The 14,064-nt window shown below is 62.0% G+C and carries 14 protein-coding genes and 1 tRNA gene; 3 read left to right on the top strand and 12 right to left on the bottom strand.

Annotated elements, in window-relative coordinates; genetic code table 11:
* Positions 1 to 20: 20 nt before the first annotated feature.
* A complete protein-coding gene (locus ABID19_RS21825) occupies positions 21 to 488 on the bottom strand; it encodes an Hsp20 family protein (protein ID WP_352933100.1) in 468 nt (155 codons plus the stop codon).
* A gap of 545 nt (positions 489 to 1,033) precedes the next feature.
* Between ABID19_RS21825 and ABID19_RS21820 the strand changes: the two genes are divergently transcribed.
* The gene (locus ABID19_RS21820) at positions 1,034 to 2,008 is read left to right on the top strand and encodes an alpha/beta hydrolase (protein WP_354493045.1); all 975 of its coding nucleotides are present in this window, start codon (positions 1,034 to 1,036) and stop codon (positions 2,006 to 2,008) included.
* Between the two features lie 22 nt (positions 2,009 to 2,030).
* Here ABID19_RS21820 and ABID19_RS21815 read toward each other — a convergent pair whose 3' ends face one another.
* The 3 genes from ABID19_RS21815 to ABID19_RS21805 form a co-directional block, all read right to left on the bottom strand.
* Positions 2,031 to 2,543, bottom strand: a complete 513-nt coding sequence (locus ABID19_RS21815) for a DUF1579 domain-containing protein (RefSeq protein WP_354493044.1) — start codon at positions 2,541 to 2,543, stop codon at positions 2,031 to 2,033.
* A gap of 309 nt (positions 2,544 to 2,852) precedes the next feature.
* Complete coding sequence (gene hisN, locus ABID19_RS21810; RefSeq protein WP_354493043.1) at positions 2,853 to 3,626, bottom strand: histidinol-phosphatase; 774 nt, start codon at positions 3,624 to 3,626, stop codon at positions 2,853 to 2,855.
* Positions 3,627 to 3,963: 337 nt separating this feature from the next.
* Positions 3,964 to 4,905 carry an N-formylglutamate amidohydrolase gene (locus tag ABID19_RS21805; protein WP_354493042.1) on the bottom strand — a complete coding sequence of 314 codons (942 nt, stop codon included), beginning with the start codon at positions 4,903 to 4,905 and terminating at the stop codon, positions 3,964 to 3,966.
* A gap of 162 nt (positions 4,906 to 5,067) precedes the next feature.
* Between ABID19_RS21805 and cpdR the strand changes: the two genes are divergently transcribed.
* On the top strand, positions 5,068 to 5,430 hold the full coding sequence (cpdR, locus tag ABID19_RS21800; protein WP_006199474.1) for a cell cycle two-component system response regulator CpdR: 363 nt from the start codon (positions 5,068 to 5,070) through the stop codon (positions 5,428 to 5,430).
* Between the two features lie 115 nt (positions 5,431 to 5,545).
* Positions 5,546 to 5,620: transfer RNA gene (locus ABID19_RS21795), tRNA-Val, on the top strand.
* A 110-nt stretch (positions 5,621 to 5,730) separates the two neighbouring features.
* On the opposite strand, the gene fcl is transcribed toward ABID19_RS21795, so the two are convergent.
* From fcl to ABID19_RS21755, 8 genes are all read right to left on the bottom strand, one after another.
* On the bottom strand, positions 5,731 to 6,693 hold the full coding sequence (fcl, locus tag ABID19_RS21790) for a GDP-L-fucose synthase (RefSeq protein ID WP_354493041.1): 963 nt from the start codon (positions 6,691 to 6,693) through the stop codon (positions 5,731 to 5,733).
* Between the two features lie 332 nt (positions 6,694 to 7,025).
* Complete coding sequence (locus ABID19_RS21785) at positions 7,026 to 7,871, bottom strand: EamA family transporter (protein ID WP_354493040.1); 846 nt, start codon at positions 7,869 to 7,871, stop codon at positions 7,026 to 7,028.
* A 7-nt stretch (positions 7,872 to 7,878) separates the two neighbouring features.
* Positions 7,879 to 8,793, bottom strand: a complete 915-nt coding sequence (locus ABID19_RS21780) for an endonuclease/exonuclease/phosphatase family protein (protein ID WP_354493039.1) — start codon at positions 8,791 to 8,793, stop codon at positions 7,879 to 7,881.
* Between the two features lie 277 nt (positions 8,794 to 9,070).
* Complete coding sequence (locus ABID19_RS21775) at positions 9,071 to 10,060, bottom strand: SIS domain-containing protein (protein WP_354493038.1); 990 nt, start codon at positions 10,058 to 10,060, stop codon at positions 9,071 to 9,073.
* A gap of 42 nt (positions 10,061 to 10,102) precedes the next feature.
* On the bottom strand, positions 10,103 to 11,011 hold the full coding sequence (locus tag ABID19_RS21770; RefSeq protein ID WP_354493037.1) for an N-acetylglucosamine kinase: 909 nt from the start codon (positions 11,009 to 11,011) through the stop codon (positions 10,103 to 10,105).
* An 87-nt stretch (positions 11,012 to 11,098) separates the two neighbouring features.
* Positions 11,099 to 12,190, bottom strand: coding sequence for an ABC transporter ATP-binding protein (locus tag ABID19_RS21765; protein WP_354493036.1), 1,092 nt, complete (start codon positions 12,188 to 12,190; stop codon positions 11,099 to 11,101).
* Positions 12,191 to 12,240: 50 nt separating this feature from the next.
* Positions 12,241 to 13,119 (bottom strand): carbohydrate ABC transporter permease, encoded by an 879-nt coding sequence (locus tag ABID19_RS21760; protein WP_354493035.1) that lies wholly within the window; start codon positions 13,117 to 13,119, stop codon positions 12,241 to 12,243.
* Complete coding sequence (locus tag ABID19_RS21755) at positions 13,116 to 14,003, bottom strand: carbohydrate ABC transporter permease (RefSeq protein ID WP_352933072.1); 888 nt, start codon at positions 14,001 to 14,003, stop codon at positions 13,116 to 13,118. Before ABID19_RS21755 ends, ABID19_RS21760 begins: the two co-directional genes overlap by 4 nt.
* Between the last annotated feature and the right edge of the window lie 61 nt (positions 14,004 to 14,064).

Below are 14,064 nucleotides of genomic sequence, written 5' to 3'. Positions count from 1 at the left end.
GATCATCCTTGTGACGCAGCTTATGCGGCAGTCTTGGCCTCGATCTGCTTGGCCTTGGCCGAAGACGCGCTAATCGCGATCTTGCGGGGCTTCAGTTCCTCGGGAATGTTGCGCTTGAGGTCGACGAAGAGCAGACCGTTCTTGAGCGAGGCGCCGACGACTTCAACGTGGTCGGCAAGCTGGAAACGGCGCTCGAAGGCCCTGCTGGCAATGCCGCGATAGAGCAGTTCGGAACCCTCGCCATTGCCGTCTTCCTTGCGCTCACCCTTGACGGTCAGCACATTGCGGTGAGCTTCGATCGAGAGCTCGTCGTCCGAGAAGCCGGCGACCGCCATCGAGATGCGATAAGAATCCTCGCCGGTGCGCTCGATGTTGTAGGGCGGATAGGTCTGCGCGCCTTCGGGCTGCGCAAGCGAATCGAGCATGGTGAACAACCGATCGAAACCGACGGTCGAACGATAGAGCGGGGAAAAATCAACGTGACGCATAGTGTGTTCTCCTGTTGAGCAACAAGGTTTGCGTATGGCCGGTGCGAAACCCATGATGGCGTTCCGGATAAGGCCAGCGGCCCCGACATTGGCGACCGCAGCAGACATTTGGGGAGCACATGAAGCCATTTCAAGATTCTGCCAGCTCGATGAACGGCAGATGAACCGCGGCTTCGGCGAACGTTCAGCTAGGCGGCCCTAGACTGCTTAGAGGATCAAGGAAAAGGCGGTGGTTACGGCGCCGCGCATCCGATCGGACGCGCAAGAGAGCTGTGATTTTGATCGCGCATGATCCCCAGCGAAAATCGAGCCTGATTTTCGAGGTCATGCACGAGGTGCCGCAACGAGGCCGACCGGGTGTAACGTCCCTTCCTCCCGGATCGACAGAGGCCGGAAGCACGCCGCAAGCCGCTTCCGGCCTCACTCGCTGATTGCCGCGTTCAGCCTTCCAACGCGTCCGGAATTCCTTTGCATTTGGTGCATGGGCGTCTATGCCTACCCAAAGCTTGCGCCATGCAGGCAGCGACACACAAACGCAGCGCCGAATGACGGACATCTTCAACGAAACGCCCCTCTTCCGCGAAACTCCGGGCAATCCGCCACCGGCAAATGCGGCCGGCGGTTTCTTTACGACGCGCGATGGCAAGAAGATCCGCTACGGCCTGTTCCCTGCCGTTTCCCGCCCGATGAAGGGCACCGTGGTCGTTCTGACCGGCCGAAACGAGTGCATCGAAAAATATTTTGAGACCATCCGCAATCTTGCCGACCGCGGCCTCGGTGTTGCTACCCTCGACTGGCGCGGCCAGGGCGGTTCCGACCGGCTGATCGGCGACCGCGAGCGCGGCTATATCAGGAGCTTCTTCGATTACACCAGCGACCTGGAACAGTTCTTCGAGGAGATCGTGCTGCCCGACTGCCGGGGGCCATACTACATACTGGCCCATTCGGCTGGGGCGGTGATCACCCTGCTTGCTGCGCCGTCGATGGTGAATCGCGTACGGCGAATGGTGCTGATCGCGCCGTTCCTGGCCGTGCCCGACCTGCCGGTCTCGACAACCACCGTTCGCCGCATCTGTTCGCTGTTCTGCTTGCTGGGCCTTGGCAAGCTTTATGCCGCCTGGGGCCCCCGGCCGCGGAAAACCTTACCCTTTGCCAATAACAAGGTGACATCGGATCCGGAGCGATATCGGCGCAACACGCTGATCTATGAGACCTACCCGCAACTGGCGCTCGGCGGTCCGACGATCCGCTGGCTGAAAGCGGCGGCGGAGGCGTCCGAGGCCATCAGCGATCCCGGCTTCATGGCCAGGATCCAGGTTCCCTTGCTGATGGTCGCCGCCGGCGCTGACCAGGTCGTCTCGACGAAGGCAGTGGAAACCTACACCAGACGTCTGCGTCTCGGTTCGCTGCTGGTGATCGACGGCGCACGCCACGAAATATTGCAGGAAGCCGACTTTTATCGCGAGCAGTTCCTCGCCGCCTTCGATGCCTTCATCCCGGGAAGCGACGACGTCGCCTGATTGAACGCCGCGTCCCTTGGCTCTACGCCTGCCGGTCGAAGTCCATGATCCAGTTGGTCTCCCAGTTCTTGCCGCCATCCGGTGAAAAAGCCTGCTCCCAGCGCGCCGACTTTTCACTCATCCGCGACCAGAGGAAGCGAACCTGGATCGGGCGGCCGTCGAAGACGTCCTCGCACAAGAACGTGCCAACGCCTGCTTCAAAAGTGCCGCGCATCGGGACATCGATGGTCGAGGGATTGCGGCCGTCGATCCACCAAATCGACCATTGTCTTGTCGCCGGATCGAACGTCCGCAGCGTGGCAGCGCGATAAGCGGCGCCGGGCAATTCAATGACGTTGTCGTCGAAATTGCCAAGGCCGCCAAGGATCGAGTGCACTTCGCATGTGCCGCCAAACACGTCCCAGTTCGTGTCGCCTTGCAGCCGCTTCTGCAACCTTCGATGGCTGACGTTCCAGCGGCCGAAGAAGAAATCGAAGTCGGCCCGACCGTCCGCCGGGCCGTCGCCGGAATTGCTGACTGCTGATTGCGTTGACATGTCTTCCTCCTCTGGTGACATCATTGCATAGCAGGGGCTACTGACATCCTGCTGTCAGGAGGACCGGTCACCGCGCCAGGGTTCGTTGAGATTCAGGTCAGGCCGAGTCGGAGTCGTAGACGGGCGCGTAGCGACCAAACAAGGTGGTTTCCGAGAACCGGAGCGGAGCGTACCTTTTGTACGTGAGCACCGGCCTACGCCGGCCGTAGCCTTACCTGCCACGACCGCCCATGAGTGCTTCGGCCGGCGAAAGCCGGAAGCGCAGGAAGCCGCCATTTGGATACCGGCATCACCTGAATATCAGGGGACCTAGCCGCGCAGCGCGGCCATCGCCGCGGCGTGAAGCTCCGGCGTTGCCGCAGCCAGGATGTCGCCGCCCCTCTCCGCCGGTCCGCCTTCGAAGGTGGTGACGACGCCGCCGGCCTTCTCGATGATCGGGATCAGCGCGACGATATCGTAGGGCTTCAATCCGGGGTCGGCGACGATGTCGACGCTTCCCGCCGCGACCATGGCGAAAGCATAGCAGTCGGTGCCGTAGCGGGCGAGCTGGACCTGTTTCTCGAACAGGTCGTAGCGCAGGCGCGCGTCTCCCTTGAACAGCGCCGGCGTGGTGGTGAACAGCGTCGCCTCGGCAAGGCTGGTCGTCTTACGGGTCGTCAGCCTTCGCGGCCCGCCCGGACCTTCATAATGGGCACCGGAAGCGTTGGCGTAGAAAAGCTCGCCGGTGAAAGGCTGCGACATCATGCCGGCGACAGCATCACCGTCGACGGTCAGCCCCACCAATGTTCCCCACACCGGCAGGCCGGAAATGAAGGCGCGCGTGCCGTCGATCGGATCGATGACCCAGACATGTCTGCTGGAAACGTTCTCGCTGCCATGCTCCTCGCCGAGGATGCCATGATCGGGATACTCCGCTGATATAAGCGCCCGGATAACTCGCTCGGCCTCGCGATCGGCCTCGGTGACCGGGTCGAAGCTGCCTTGCTCCTTGTTGGCGACCGCGCCTCGGCTGCGAAAGCGCGGCAAGGTCTCGGCTGCGGCGGCAAGTGCAATGCGCCGCATGAAATCGATGCTGATGTCCAACTGAGTCTCCCGCGTAGCCGAGCTGAACCGTCGTTTGCCTGCGGTTTTCCGCCAAAACAAGGGCCTGCGAGAACTTTTGCGCATCGACAACTGTTGCTCGAATGCAACGCTGGCGCCCTCGAAATACAATTTCCACATCACAGTGAATTAAAAACGCCTGTCGGCGGCTTGACATTTGTGCAGCGCACAATAGGTTTGTTCTCGGACAGGTTTTCCTGTCCATGCCCTCCTTGGGCGTTTCCTCCCTAGACTTCGACCGTGTCGTGCAAACGATGCGGTCTTTTTTTAGCGCAGCATCCGGCGGATCGCGCGTCCTTTGATCGATTTCCGATTGGCATCATTCGGCGGCAAGCGGCAGATCGATAAAATCGTGATCGGGCATCGCCATCAGGTCCGCCGAGAACTGTGCCAGATCGTCGGCGAGCGCATCGAAGCCGGCGGATTTCTGGAACGTCCGCTCGTTCATGTAGAGCCCGCGATTGACCTCGATTTGCAATGCGTGGAGATGGCGCACCGGGCGGCCATAGTGCTCGGTGATGAAGCCTCCGGCATAAGGTTTATTATGGGCCACGGTATAGCCCATGCCGATCAATAGGCCGATCGCCGTCTCGGTCAACGCTGCCGAGGCGGACATGCCGAAACGGTCGCCGACGATAAAATCCGGCCTGAGACCGCTGTCGCCGACCCTGATGCTCGCCGGCATCGAGTGGCAATCGATCAGCACGGCAAAGCCGAACCGCGCATGGGTCGTAGTCAAAAGCCGTTTCAGCGTCTCGTGATAAGGCTTGTAGACAGCTTCGATGCGCGCCACGGCTTCCGCCAGCGGCAAGCGGCCGGCATAGATGTCGAGCCCCTCTCCCACCAGCTTGGGGACGGTGCCAAGCCCGCCGGCCACGCGCGCCGAGCGGATGTTGCAGAAGGAGGGCACGGGCTCGGCGAACATGCGCGGATCGAGTTCCCAGGGCTCCCGATTGACGTCCAGATAGGCGCGCGGAAAGTTTGCCGCCAGCATCGGCGCGCCGAGCGCGACGGCGCCACCGAACAATTCGTCGACATAGCAATCCTCGGACCGGCGGATGGCATTTCTGTCCAGCCTTGCCATAGCCAGGAACCGGTCCGGATAGTGGCGGCCGCTATGCGGCGAGTTGAAGAGGAAGGGGACACGCTGTTCGGCGCCCGATCGGATTTCGAAGGCTGGAACGACCGAAAAATCTTCGGCTGCCGTTTTCAATTTGAACGAACCCAAAAAAACCAATGCATCATAGTTGGAAAGTGCCACCTCGCCGGCCCCATGTCCAGCATTTCGGCGTCCAGACCGCTTTGTTGAATACGGATCTGGCCTTTCATCGTTCACTTGATGTTTACCGTCACCTCCTCATATACAGGATGGTTAACGAGCTGCCCCACGGCAGTTTCGGACGGGTGATTCGGACGGGACAAGATGGCACGCATTTTACTGGCGGAAGACGACGACGACATGCGCCGGTTTCTCGTCAAGGCGCTGGAGCGTGCCGGCTACCAGGTCAGCGATTTCGACAATGGCGCCAGCGCCTATGAGCGGCTGCGCGAAGAGCCTTTCTCGCTGCTCCTGACCGATATCGTCATGCCGGAGATGGATGGCATAGAACTCGCCCGCCGCGCCACCGAGATCGATCCCGACCTCAAGGTCATGTTCATCACCGGCTTCGCCGCCGTTGCGCTCAATCCGGATTCCAAGGCGCCGAAAGACGCCAAGGTACTGTCGAAGCCGTTCCATTTGCGCGACCTCGTCAACGAGGTCGAAAAGATGCTGCAGGCAGCCTGAGTCGATTTTGGCGGGGCTTCGGCGTGTCTTCAAAGGTGCGGCAAGGTAAGCCCTTCTTTCCCTTTTCCTGCTATTGACGCGCCGGAGCAAAAATGGTGTATGCGCGGCTTCGGATGGGCGTGTAGCTCAGCGGGAGAGCACTGCATTGACATTGCAGGGGTCACAGGTTCAATCCCTGTCACGCCCACCATCCGGACAATCCGCCGTCTTCTGAATTTTCATGCGCCGCATGAGTCTCGCTAGGTGCTTCAGGGCCGCCCATGGCCGCGATCTCCGGTGGCAATCGGCGTCGGTTGAGGGTCAGGCGGCGCCGAGGCGGAGATCGCCCTTCTCAATATGCTGGAGAAACCAGGCATAGGTCTGTTCCAGACCGCTGCGAAGCGAGTAACGCGGGCGCCAACCCGTGGCAAACAGGCGCGATACGTCCATCAGCTTGCGCGGCGTGCCGTCCGGCTTGGTCGCATCGAATGTCAGCACGGCATCGGCCCCGACGACGGAGAGCATGGTGCGGGCAAGCTCGGCAATGGTGATGTCTTCGCCCGAGCCGACATTGACATGACTGTCGCCGGCATAGTTCTTCAGCAGCCAGACCAGAGCGTCGGCGGCGTCGTCGACATGCAGGAATTCGCGCATCGGCGTGCCCGATCCCCAGACCTCCAGGGTTTTGTCGCCGGCGCGCTTGGCCTTGTGCGCCTTGCGCATGAGGGCCGGCACGACATGGCTGGAGGAGAGATCGAAATTGTCACCGGGACCATAGAGATTGGTCGGCATCGCCGAGATGTATTCGACACCATATTGGCGCCGATACGCCTGGCACAGTTTCAGTCCAGCGATCTTGGCGATCGCATACCATTCGTTGGTGGGTTCGAGCGGACCGGTGAGCAAAGCGTCCTCGGAGATCGGCTGTGCGGCAAACTTCGGGTAGATGCAGGACGAACCGAGAAACAGCAATTTCTGCACCTCGTTGCGAAAGGCGCTCTCGATGACATTGGTCTGCATGATGAGATTGTCCTGCAGAAAATCGACCGGCAACCTGTTGTTTGCCAGGATGCCGCCGACCTTGGCCGCCGCCATCACCACCGCGTCCGGCCTGTGGCCCGCCATCCAGCGCCGCACGCCGGCCTGATCCATGAGATCGAGTTCATCGCGAGATGCGGTCAGGACCTCGCAGTCCTCGTCCGCCAGCCTGCGCAACATGGCCGAGCCGACCATGCCGCGATGCCCGGCTATGAAAACGCGCTTGCCCTGAAGGTCGAAGTTCATTGGCGTATCCCTATGCAGAACGGCCGCTATGGCCATCTGGCGTCGGTGCGCCGGATGGGCCTGCGTCGGACGCATACCGCATTCAGATTTGCCCGGACAAGGCAAATCGGAGAATTGACGAACTCTTCTTGTGGTATGGCGGTCGGACACTCGCTACCGCGCATAGGCGCGCCCGCCGACTATCGAAAAATGGTCCTGGTGGTCGTTCAGCACGCCAGTGCGCACGCCTATCTGGTGCATGCGACTGATCAGCGGGCCGGCGCCCGTCTGGTCGCGGCGCTTGAAGGCACGGACGGGCTTGACGGTGATCGACCTCGAGATAGGCGCTTAGCCTATCCAAGCCTCAGCGCAATAACGCCGGCTACGATGCTGAGCACGGCGGCACCTCGCCACCCCGTCATCTTCTCGCCGAGCGCAAACACCGAAATCATCATGGCGAACAGGATGGAGGTCTCGCGCAGTGCCGCGACCGAGGCGATCGGCGCCTTGGTCATCGCCCACATGACGATCCAGTAGGCAGCACCGCTGAGCACGCCGGTGTAGACGCCCGCCTTCCAGTCGCGCGCCAGCACCGGCAGCGCCTTTGGTCCGCGAAAGATCAGGCACAGCACCAGTGCCCACAGCGCATCGCAGACGAACAACCACGCCGCATAGCTCGAGGCCGTGGCGGCCAGCCGCGCACCGCTGCCATCGGACAACGTGTAGCTGGCGATGAAGATCGAGGTGCCCAGCGCAAAGCCGACCGCGCGCAGGTTCAATCTCTCTAGATGCGCGCCGCCGCGAAACGACAGCACCAGCGTGCCGGCCGACAAAAGGACGATGCCAAGAATGGCGAGCGGCGCCGGCACCTCGGCGACGATCACTATGCCGCCCAGTGCAGCAAGCAACGGCGCCGTGCCGCGCGCCAGCGGGTAGGTCTGGGCGAAATCTCCGGCTTTGTAGGCGCCGATCAGAAACGTCCTGTAACCCATGTGGAAGATCACCGAGGCGATGATGTAGGGCCACACTTCCGCTTTCGGCACCTCGACGAAAGGTAGAGCCAGAAGAGCCACGGCGCCCATGCCGAGCGTCATCAGCGTGATCGACAGGAAGCGGTCGAGATGGACCTTGACCAGCGCGTTCCAGATCGCGTGCATGGCGGCGGCGGCAAGCACCGCGAAGAAGACGAACAAGGTCATCGGCGGCTCATGCGCCTCCGGTCCCCATCGCAAATGGCGTTTCCAGGTCGATGTCGACCCGCAGCGGAAAATGATCCGAGGCGATTTCGCCGATATCGGCACTGACCGAGCGCACGCGTCCCGCCAACATGCCGCCGATGAAGCAATGGTCTAACCGGCGCTTTGCCAGCCTGCCGTCGATGGTCTTCACATGGGTGTGGAAATCCGGCGTCGGTTCGCAGGCGACGGCGGCGGCATCGACGAAACCGTCGAGATAGGCGGCGCCGCGATGATAAGGCGTGCTGCCGACGATGCGACGGTACTCGGCGCTGCCCGGCTCCATGTTGAAATCGCCCGTCCAGATCGCCGCCAGCGGGTTCTCCGGCTCCGGCTCGCCATTGCTCCAATTGCGCGACGGTTCATCGTCGGCGCCGCTCCAAGGGCCGCCCTCGGACGGCGCCCGGCGATGCTCGGCGAGCAGGTAATCGATCTGCTCCAGCCGCTCCTCGGCCGCAATATGCGCGAGATGCAGCGACAGCACCCGCACCGGTCCGGCAGGGGTGCGGATCATGCATTCGAGCGCTGCGTTGCGGGTGTTGAGGGGACGCATCGTGCGGCGCAGCGGCAGCGTATGCAGGCGCGACCAGACGATCGGCAGCTTGGACAGCACCATGGTGCCGAATTGCCGCCGCCGGTTGACGATGCGGCCGTCACGCCGCTCGCTGGCATCCATGTCGAAAGCCGGCCCGTAGACCCAATGGTATTCGGGCAGCAGCCGCGAAAGGACTTCCGGCTGGTCGTCCTCGCTGCTGCGCTGCCAGTGGCGCTCCACTTCCTGCAAGGCGATGATGTCGGCGCCGGCGACAATTTTGGCGCTGCGCGCGAGATCGTAGCGGCCGTCGCCGCCGAAGCCGTACTGGATGTTGTAGCTGACCAGCTTCATTGCTTATCCGGCTCAATTTCCTGCAGTCAGTAGCCGTTGGGCCGATCGGCTGCAATGTGCAGCCGGATGGAGAGAACTTGGGCCAGAAAAATCTTGCTCCTGCTCGGGAGCAGGATCACGCAAATCCTAGAGAGTTGAAGCGTTCTTTGCTCGTCGAAAAACGACACGCGCGGCGGCGCTCGACCGGGTCGAGGCGATCAGGACACGGATCCCGTTGGAGGCCGGCACGCCTGCCGGCCAGATTGATAGTGACTATTGCAGTCTACGCCACCCGAGCTCAGAGGATCTTAGTGTCGGTCTGCCGGTAGCGGAATTTTGTGTCGGTGAGGCCCGCCGCATCCGAAAGCTCTGCTGCAAGCAACTGCGCCGCCACAATGTCGAGGATTCCGCGAGCGATCCGGTTTTCTTCGGCCGGCACGCGCAGCACTGTCAGCCTGCCCTTGTCGTCGATGTCGCCATTCGCGGTGATCAGCACGACCGGGCAGCCGAGTTCATCGAGCTGTTCGGCAAGGCGCACCTCGCGACCGTCGCCAAAGACAAGGACGCCGGTGGTGGCGTCCATCGATTCCATCGGGCCATGCAGATAGTGACGCGTATCGGTGGCGCCAGCCGGAATGCGCGAGGCTTCACGGATCAGCAGAGAGGCGCCGTCGGCGGTGCCGAGCGACGACACGGCGCCGACACAGTCGATTGCACGGCGGGCAGCGAACAATTCGGCGATGTGCTTCATCTTGGTCGCGGCCCGGCCAAGCAGATCGGCTACTTTGCCTGGCAGCGCGTCCCAGTCGGTTGCAGTCGCGCCGCAAAGGCTTTCGCTGAGTAGCCCCGCAGCAACCAGCGACCCGGTATAGCCGGTGCTGGACGGCGTCGCATCGTTGCCATTGTCGAGCCTGATATGGCGGCCTGCGGCCAGCGCCAGCGGGCTTGTCTCGTCCTTCGTGATAGCCAGCGCCGGCACGCCCGCTTGCGCCTTCAGCGCATCGACAGTCTCCACGCTGCGGCCGCGATGCGACATCGCGATGATGGCATCGGCGACATCAGTGCCGTCAATCATGTCAACGGCACGCATGGCGACCGCACGACGGCCGCGCCTTGCCAATTCCCCCGCCACGACCACGGATGCGGCGTAGCTCGCGCCGATGCCGGTCACCGCAATAAGACCTGAGCTGAACGGAGACAGATCGACGCTTTGCAACCCCTGACGAGCCGACTTGATGCAGGCGGCGATGGATTCCGGCTGGCGTGCGACTTCGGACCGATAGCTCATTATGGTGCCTTCCTTACTTTGTGCGTGTGGCTTGTCGTCAAACTATTGCGGGGCGGCGAGCCATTGCTCGGCCATCGCCTTCGCCATGCGGCAGGCGCCTTCGACCGGCGGCCCATAAAATATGCTGGCGGCCAGAGTTCCCCCCGACTGCGCCTCGATCTCGGCCAGGAAAGCCGCGGCAAGCGACTGCTGCGAGACAATCACGCCGCCCCCGGCCACCACGATGTCGGCCGCCGCGCCATTGTGCTTCAGGCGCATCGCCAGTTCAGCGAGGTGACGGGCGCCGTCGCGGATCACCTTGCCTGCCAGTTCGGAGCCTTGCTCGTGCGCCGCGAAGACGAGCGGCGCGTGCAATCCGAGGGCCGCTGCCCCGCCCTGACGCGCGACGGCGCTGCCGATGCGAGCGGCGCTCCTAATCTCGAAGGCTTCGAAGAAGAGACGCACCAGCGGTTCGTCGAGCGAACCACCGCGATCGAGATGCAGGCTGATCGAGCGGCCCGCCTCGCGCACCAGTCCCGCAGCACTGCCTTCGTCGCCGATGACCCAGCCCCAGCCGCCGGCAACCATCATACCGAGCGAAGCATCACGGCAGACCGCGATCGAACCGGTTCCGGCGACCAGCCCGATCTGCCGCTCATAACCGAGTGCCGCGGGCAGCAGCTCGGCGTCGTTGACGACCTTGACGCAACAGGCCGCACGGCGTGCAAGGGCTGTCTCGAAGGCTTCGCATTCCGAGGCATCGTCGCAGCCATGCGCACCGACGGCGAGCGCCACCACTTGTCCGCCATCGACCAGCTGCCTGACGTTTTCGAGCAGTGCCGCGGCGTCCCTGTCCCAGTCACGGACCCGCCAATCGGCTGTCGGCATGACAAGGTCGCGAGCCATACCGGCAGAATCGCTGGCGCGCAGATGCGTCTTGGTGCCGCCAATATCGATCCCAACTGTGATCAACGGATCCCTCCAGGCAATAGCCGCACGCGAACTGCTCGGCATGCTACAGTTTCCCCAAAGCGCGGGGCGCATTGTGATGCAGATCGGTCAAGCGCTTCTGATCCGCTCGCCGTTCGTGCCGAACAGCAGCACGCCAGCCGGATCGAGCTTCACGAAACACTCCGGACTGCCCTTGTGGCGAGCCTTGCTGCTGCGCACGACAAGCCGCTCGCCAGTGGGCAGGTCGGTGTGAATGAAGGTGACGTCGCCGAGTTCTTCGACGAATGCGACCCTGGCAGCCAGGATGTCAGTCGCTCTGGCGTCTTGCGCGATGTCTATGTGTTCGGTGCGAACGCCGAGCTCGACTTCTCGAATTGCGGTGTCGAAATTGCGAAACGGCAACTCCAGCCTCGAACGGCCGCCGAGATCCGACAGGACGATGGCGTCCGCTCGTACAGCTTCCACCTTGGCCTTGATGAAGTTCATCTTGGGCGAGCCGATAAAGCCGGCCACGAACTTGTTATCCGGATCATCGTAAAGACCAAGCGGCGTGCCATGTTGCTGGATGATGCCGCCGTTCATCACCACCATTTTGTCGGCAAGCGTCATTGCCTCGACCTGGTCGTGAGTGACGTAGATCATCGTCGTGCCGAGCTTGGCATGCAGCTGGATCAATTCCGCGCGCATCTGGACGCGTAACTCGGTGTCGAGGTTCGACAACGGCTCGTCGAACAGGAACACTTTCGGTTCGCGCACGATGGCGCGGCCGATCGCCACCCGCTGTTTCTGACCGCCGGACAATTCGCCAGGCCGGCGTTCGAGCAGCTTTTCCAGCCGCAGGATGGCGGCGGCGCGGCCGACCTTCTCCTTGATCACGGCTTTCGGCTCGCGCGCCATGGTCAGGCTGAAGGCCATGTTCTGAAATGCCGTCATATGCGGATAAAGCGCGTAGGACTGGAACACCATGGCAACGCCGCGCTTGGCCGGATCGACGCGATTGACCACTTTGCCATCGAGCCTGATCTCGCCGACAGGGGCTTCCTCGAGGCCGGAAATCATCCGCAGCAAGGTCGACTTGCCGCAGCCGGACGGGCCAACGAAGACCACGAACTCGCCGGACGCGATCGACAGGTTAATGTCGCGCAGCACTTCCACGGCGCCGTAGGATTTCGAGACGTTGATGATTTGGAGATCAGCCATGCCAATGCCTTTGTTGATGTTCGGATTGGAGCTTCGCGGGACAGCGCCGCTCAGCCCTTGGAGCCGGACATCGCGATGCCTTCGACGATCTTGCGTTGGAAGAGCAGGAAGAAGATGAGCGGCGGGAGTGCCGCAAGCAGGTTCGCTGCCATGACGATGTCGACGGTCACGTGTGAGAATGGCGCGTTGAACAGGCCGACAACCTGCCCGACCGTGTACATTTGCGGACTGGGCGCCACGATCAGCGGCCAGATGAAGTTACCCCAGGTCTGCATGAAGGTGAGAATGGCGAGCGTCACCAGCGCATTCCTCGACATCGGCAAGGCGATGTGACGATAGATCTGAAAATGGCTGGCGCCATCGAGCCGGGCCGCTTCGATCATCTCGCGCGGGATTGTCCGCATGAACTGGATCAGCATGAACAGGCCGAATGCGGAGGCGAGCCCCGGAACCACCAGCCCCTGCATGGTGTTCAGCCAGCCGAGGTTCGCCGTCAAGAGATAGGTCGGGATGAGCGTGACCGCCGTCGGCACCATCAGCGAAAGCATGACGATCGCAAACATCGGCCGCTTGCCGGGGAACTCGAACAGCGCGAACTCAAACGCTGCCATCGAGCCAAACAGAAGCACGCCGGCGATTGTCAAAAGGCTGTAGGTGATCGAAATGTAGTAAGCATGCAGATAGCCGGTTTCGCTGAGGATGGTGTTGATCTTGGCAACGCCGGCGCTGAGGGATGTCGGCAGCAGGCGCGGATTGATCGACACCGGAACGCCTGGCTCGGCGAACACCACATTGATCATCCAGACGATCGGGAAGACGGCGACGATCGCCACGCAAATGGCGACGGTCCACTTCAGGACCGTCCAGATCGACAGGTCCAGCGCGTAGTTTGGCGCGGCGGAACGGATGAGCCCGACGTCGGTCGTCATGGCTGGTGGCCTTTCTTGCGCAGCGCGAACATCACCGCTGTCACGCTGACAATGACGGTGGTCAGGATGAAACCGTAGGCCGCCGCCTGGCCGAACTTCAGTTCGCCGAAGCCGCGGCCCATCATGTCCATGACCGGAAACAGCAGCGCATTCTGGCGTCCGCCATATTGGGAGAAGGACGACCCGGTCAGCAGCCACGGTGTGTCGAAGACCTGAAGAGCGGAGATCACGCCATAGGTCGTGACGAAGAACAGCACCGGATAGAGCATCGGGATGGTGATGTAGAAAATCTCCTGCAGCTTGCTTGCACCGTCGAGGCGGGCCGCCTCGTAATAGTGCCTGGGGATGTTCTTCATGCCGGCGAGGATGATGACCATGTTGAAACCGGCCGATACCCAGACATCGACTGCGATAAGCGAATAGAGCATCGTCGAGGTGTCGTTGAGGAACTGCACCGAGGGCAGGCCGAACAGGCCGCGGATGGTGTTCAGGAGGCCGATATTGGGCGTGTAGATCCAGCGCCAGATTGTCGCCGCCAGGAACATCGGCAGGACGACCGGCATAAAGAAGATGCTGCGGAAGAAGTTCTGCCAAAAGCCCTTGAAGCTGTCGACCAGCAGCGCGAGGCAGAAGGCGACGGCGATGCCCACCGGTACGGTGATGGCGATGTAGGAACCGAGATTCCACATTGCCTTGGAGAAGTCGCGCGAATGAATGATGCGCTGATAGTTGGCCAGGCCAACGAAGCGGGACGTTGTCGTCGCGTTCCAATCGTAGAAGGAATAAACGAAGCCGCTGACGATCGGGTAGAGGAAGAACACCGCAAAGAGGGCCAGGAACGGAAACACCATCAGAAGGTGGGGGATATGTTTCTTGTCGAGCATGGTTATCCTCGATGCGGTCTCCGGCCAGGTGGGAGGTCCTGGCCGGAAAATCGAAGGCTGG

It is taken from the genome of Mesorhizobium robiniae, assembly GCF_040545535.1.
GTDB classification, from domain to species: domain Bacteria; phylum Pseudomonadota; class Alphaproteobacteria; order Rhizobiales; family Rhizobiaceae; genus Mesorhizobium; species Mesorhizobium robiniae.
The sequence above is the reverse complement of the archived record's forward strand: the minus strand, read 5'-3'. Positions and strand labels throughout refer to the sequence as shown.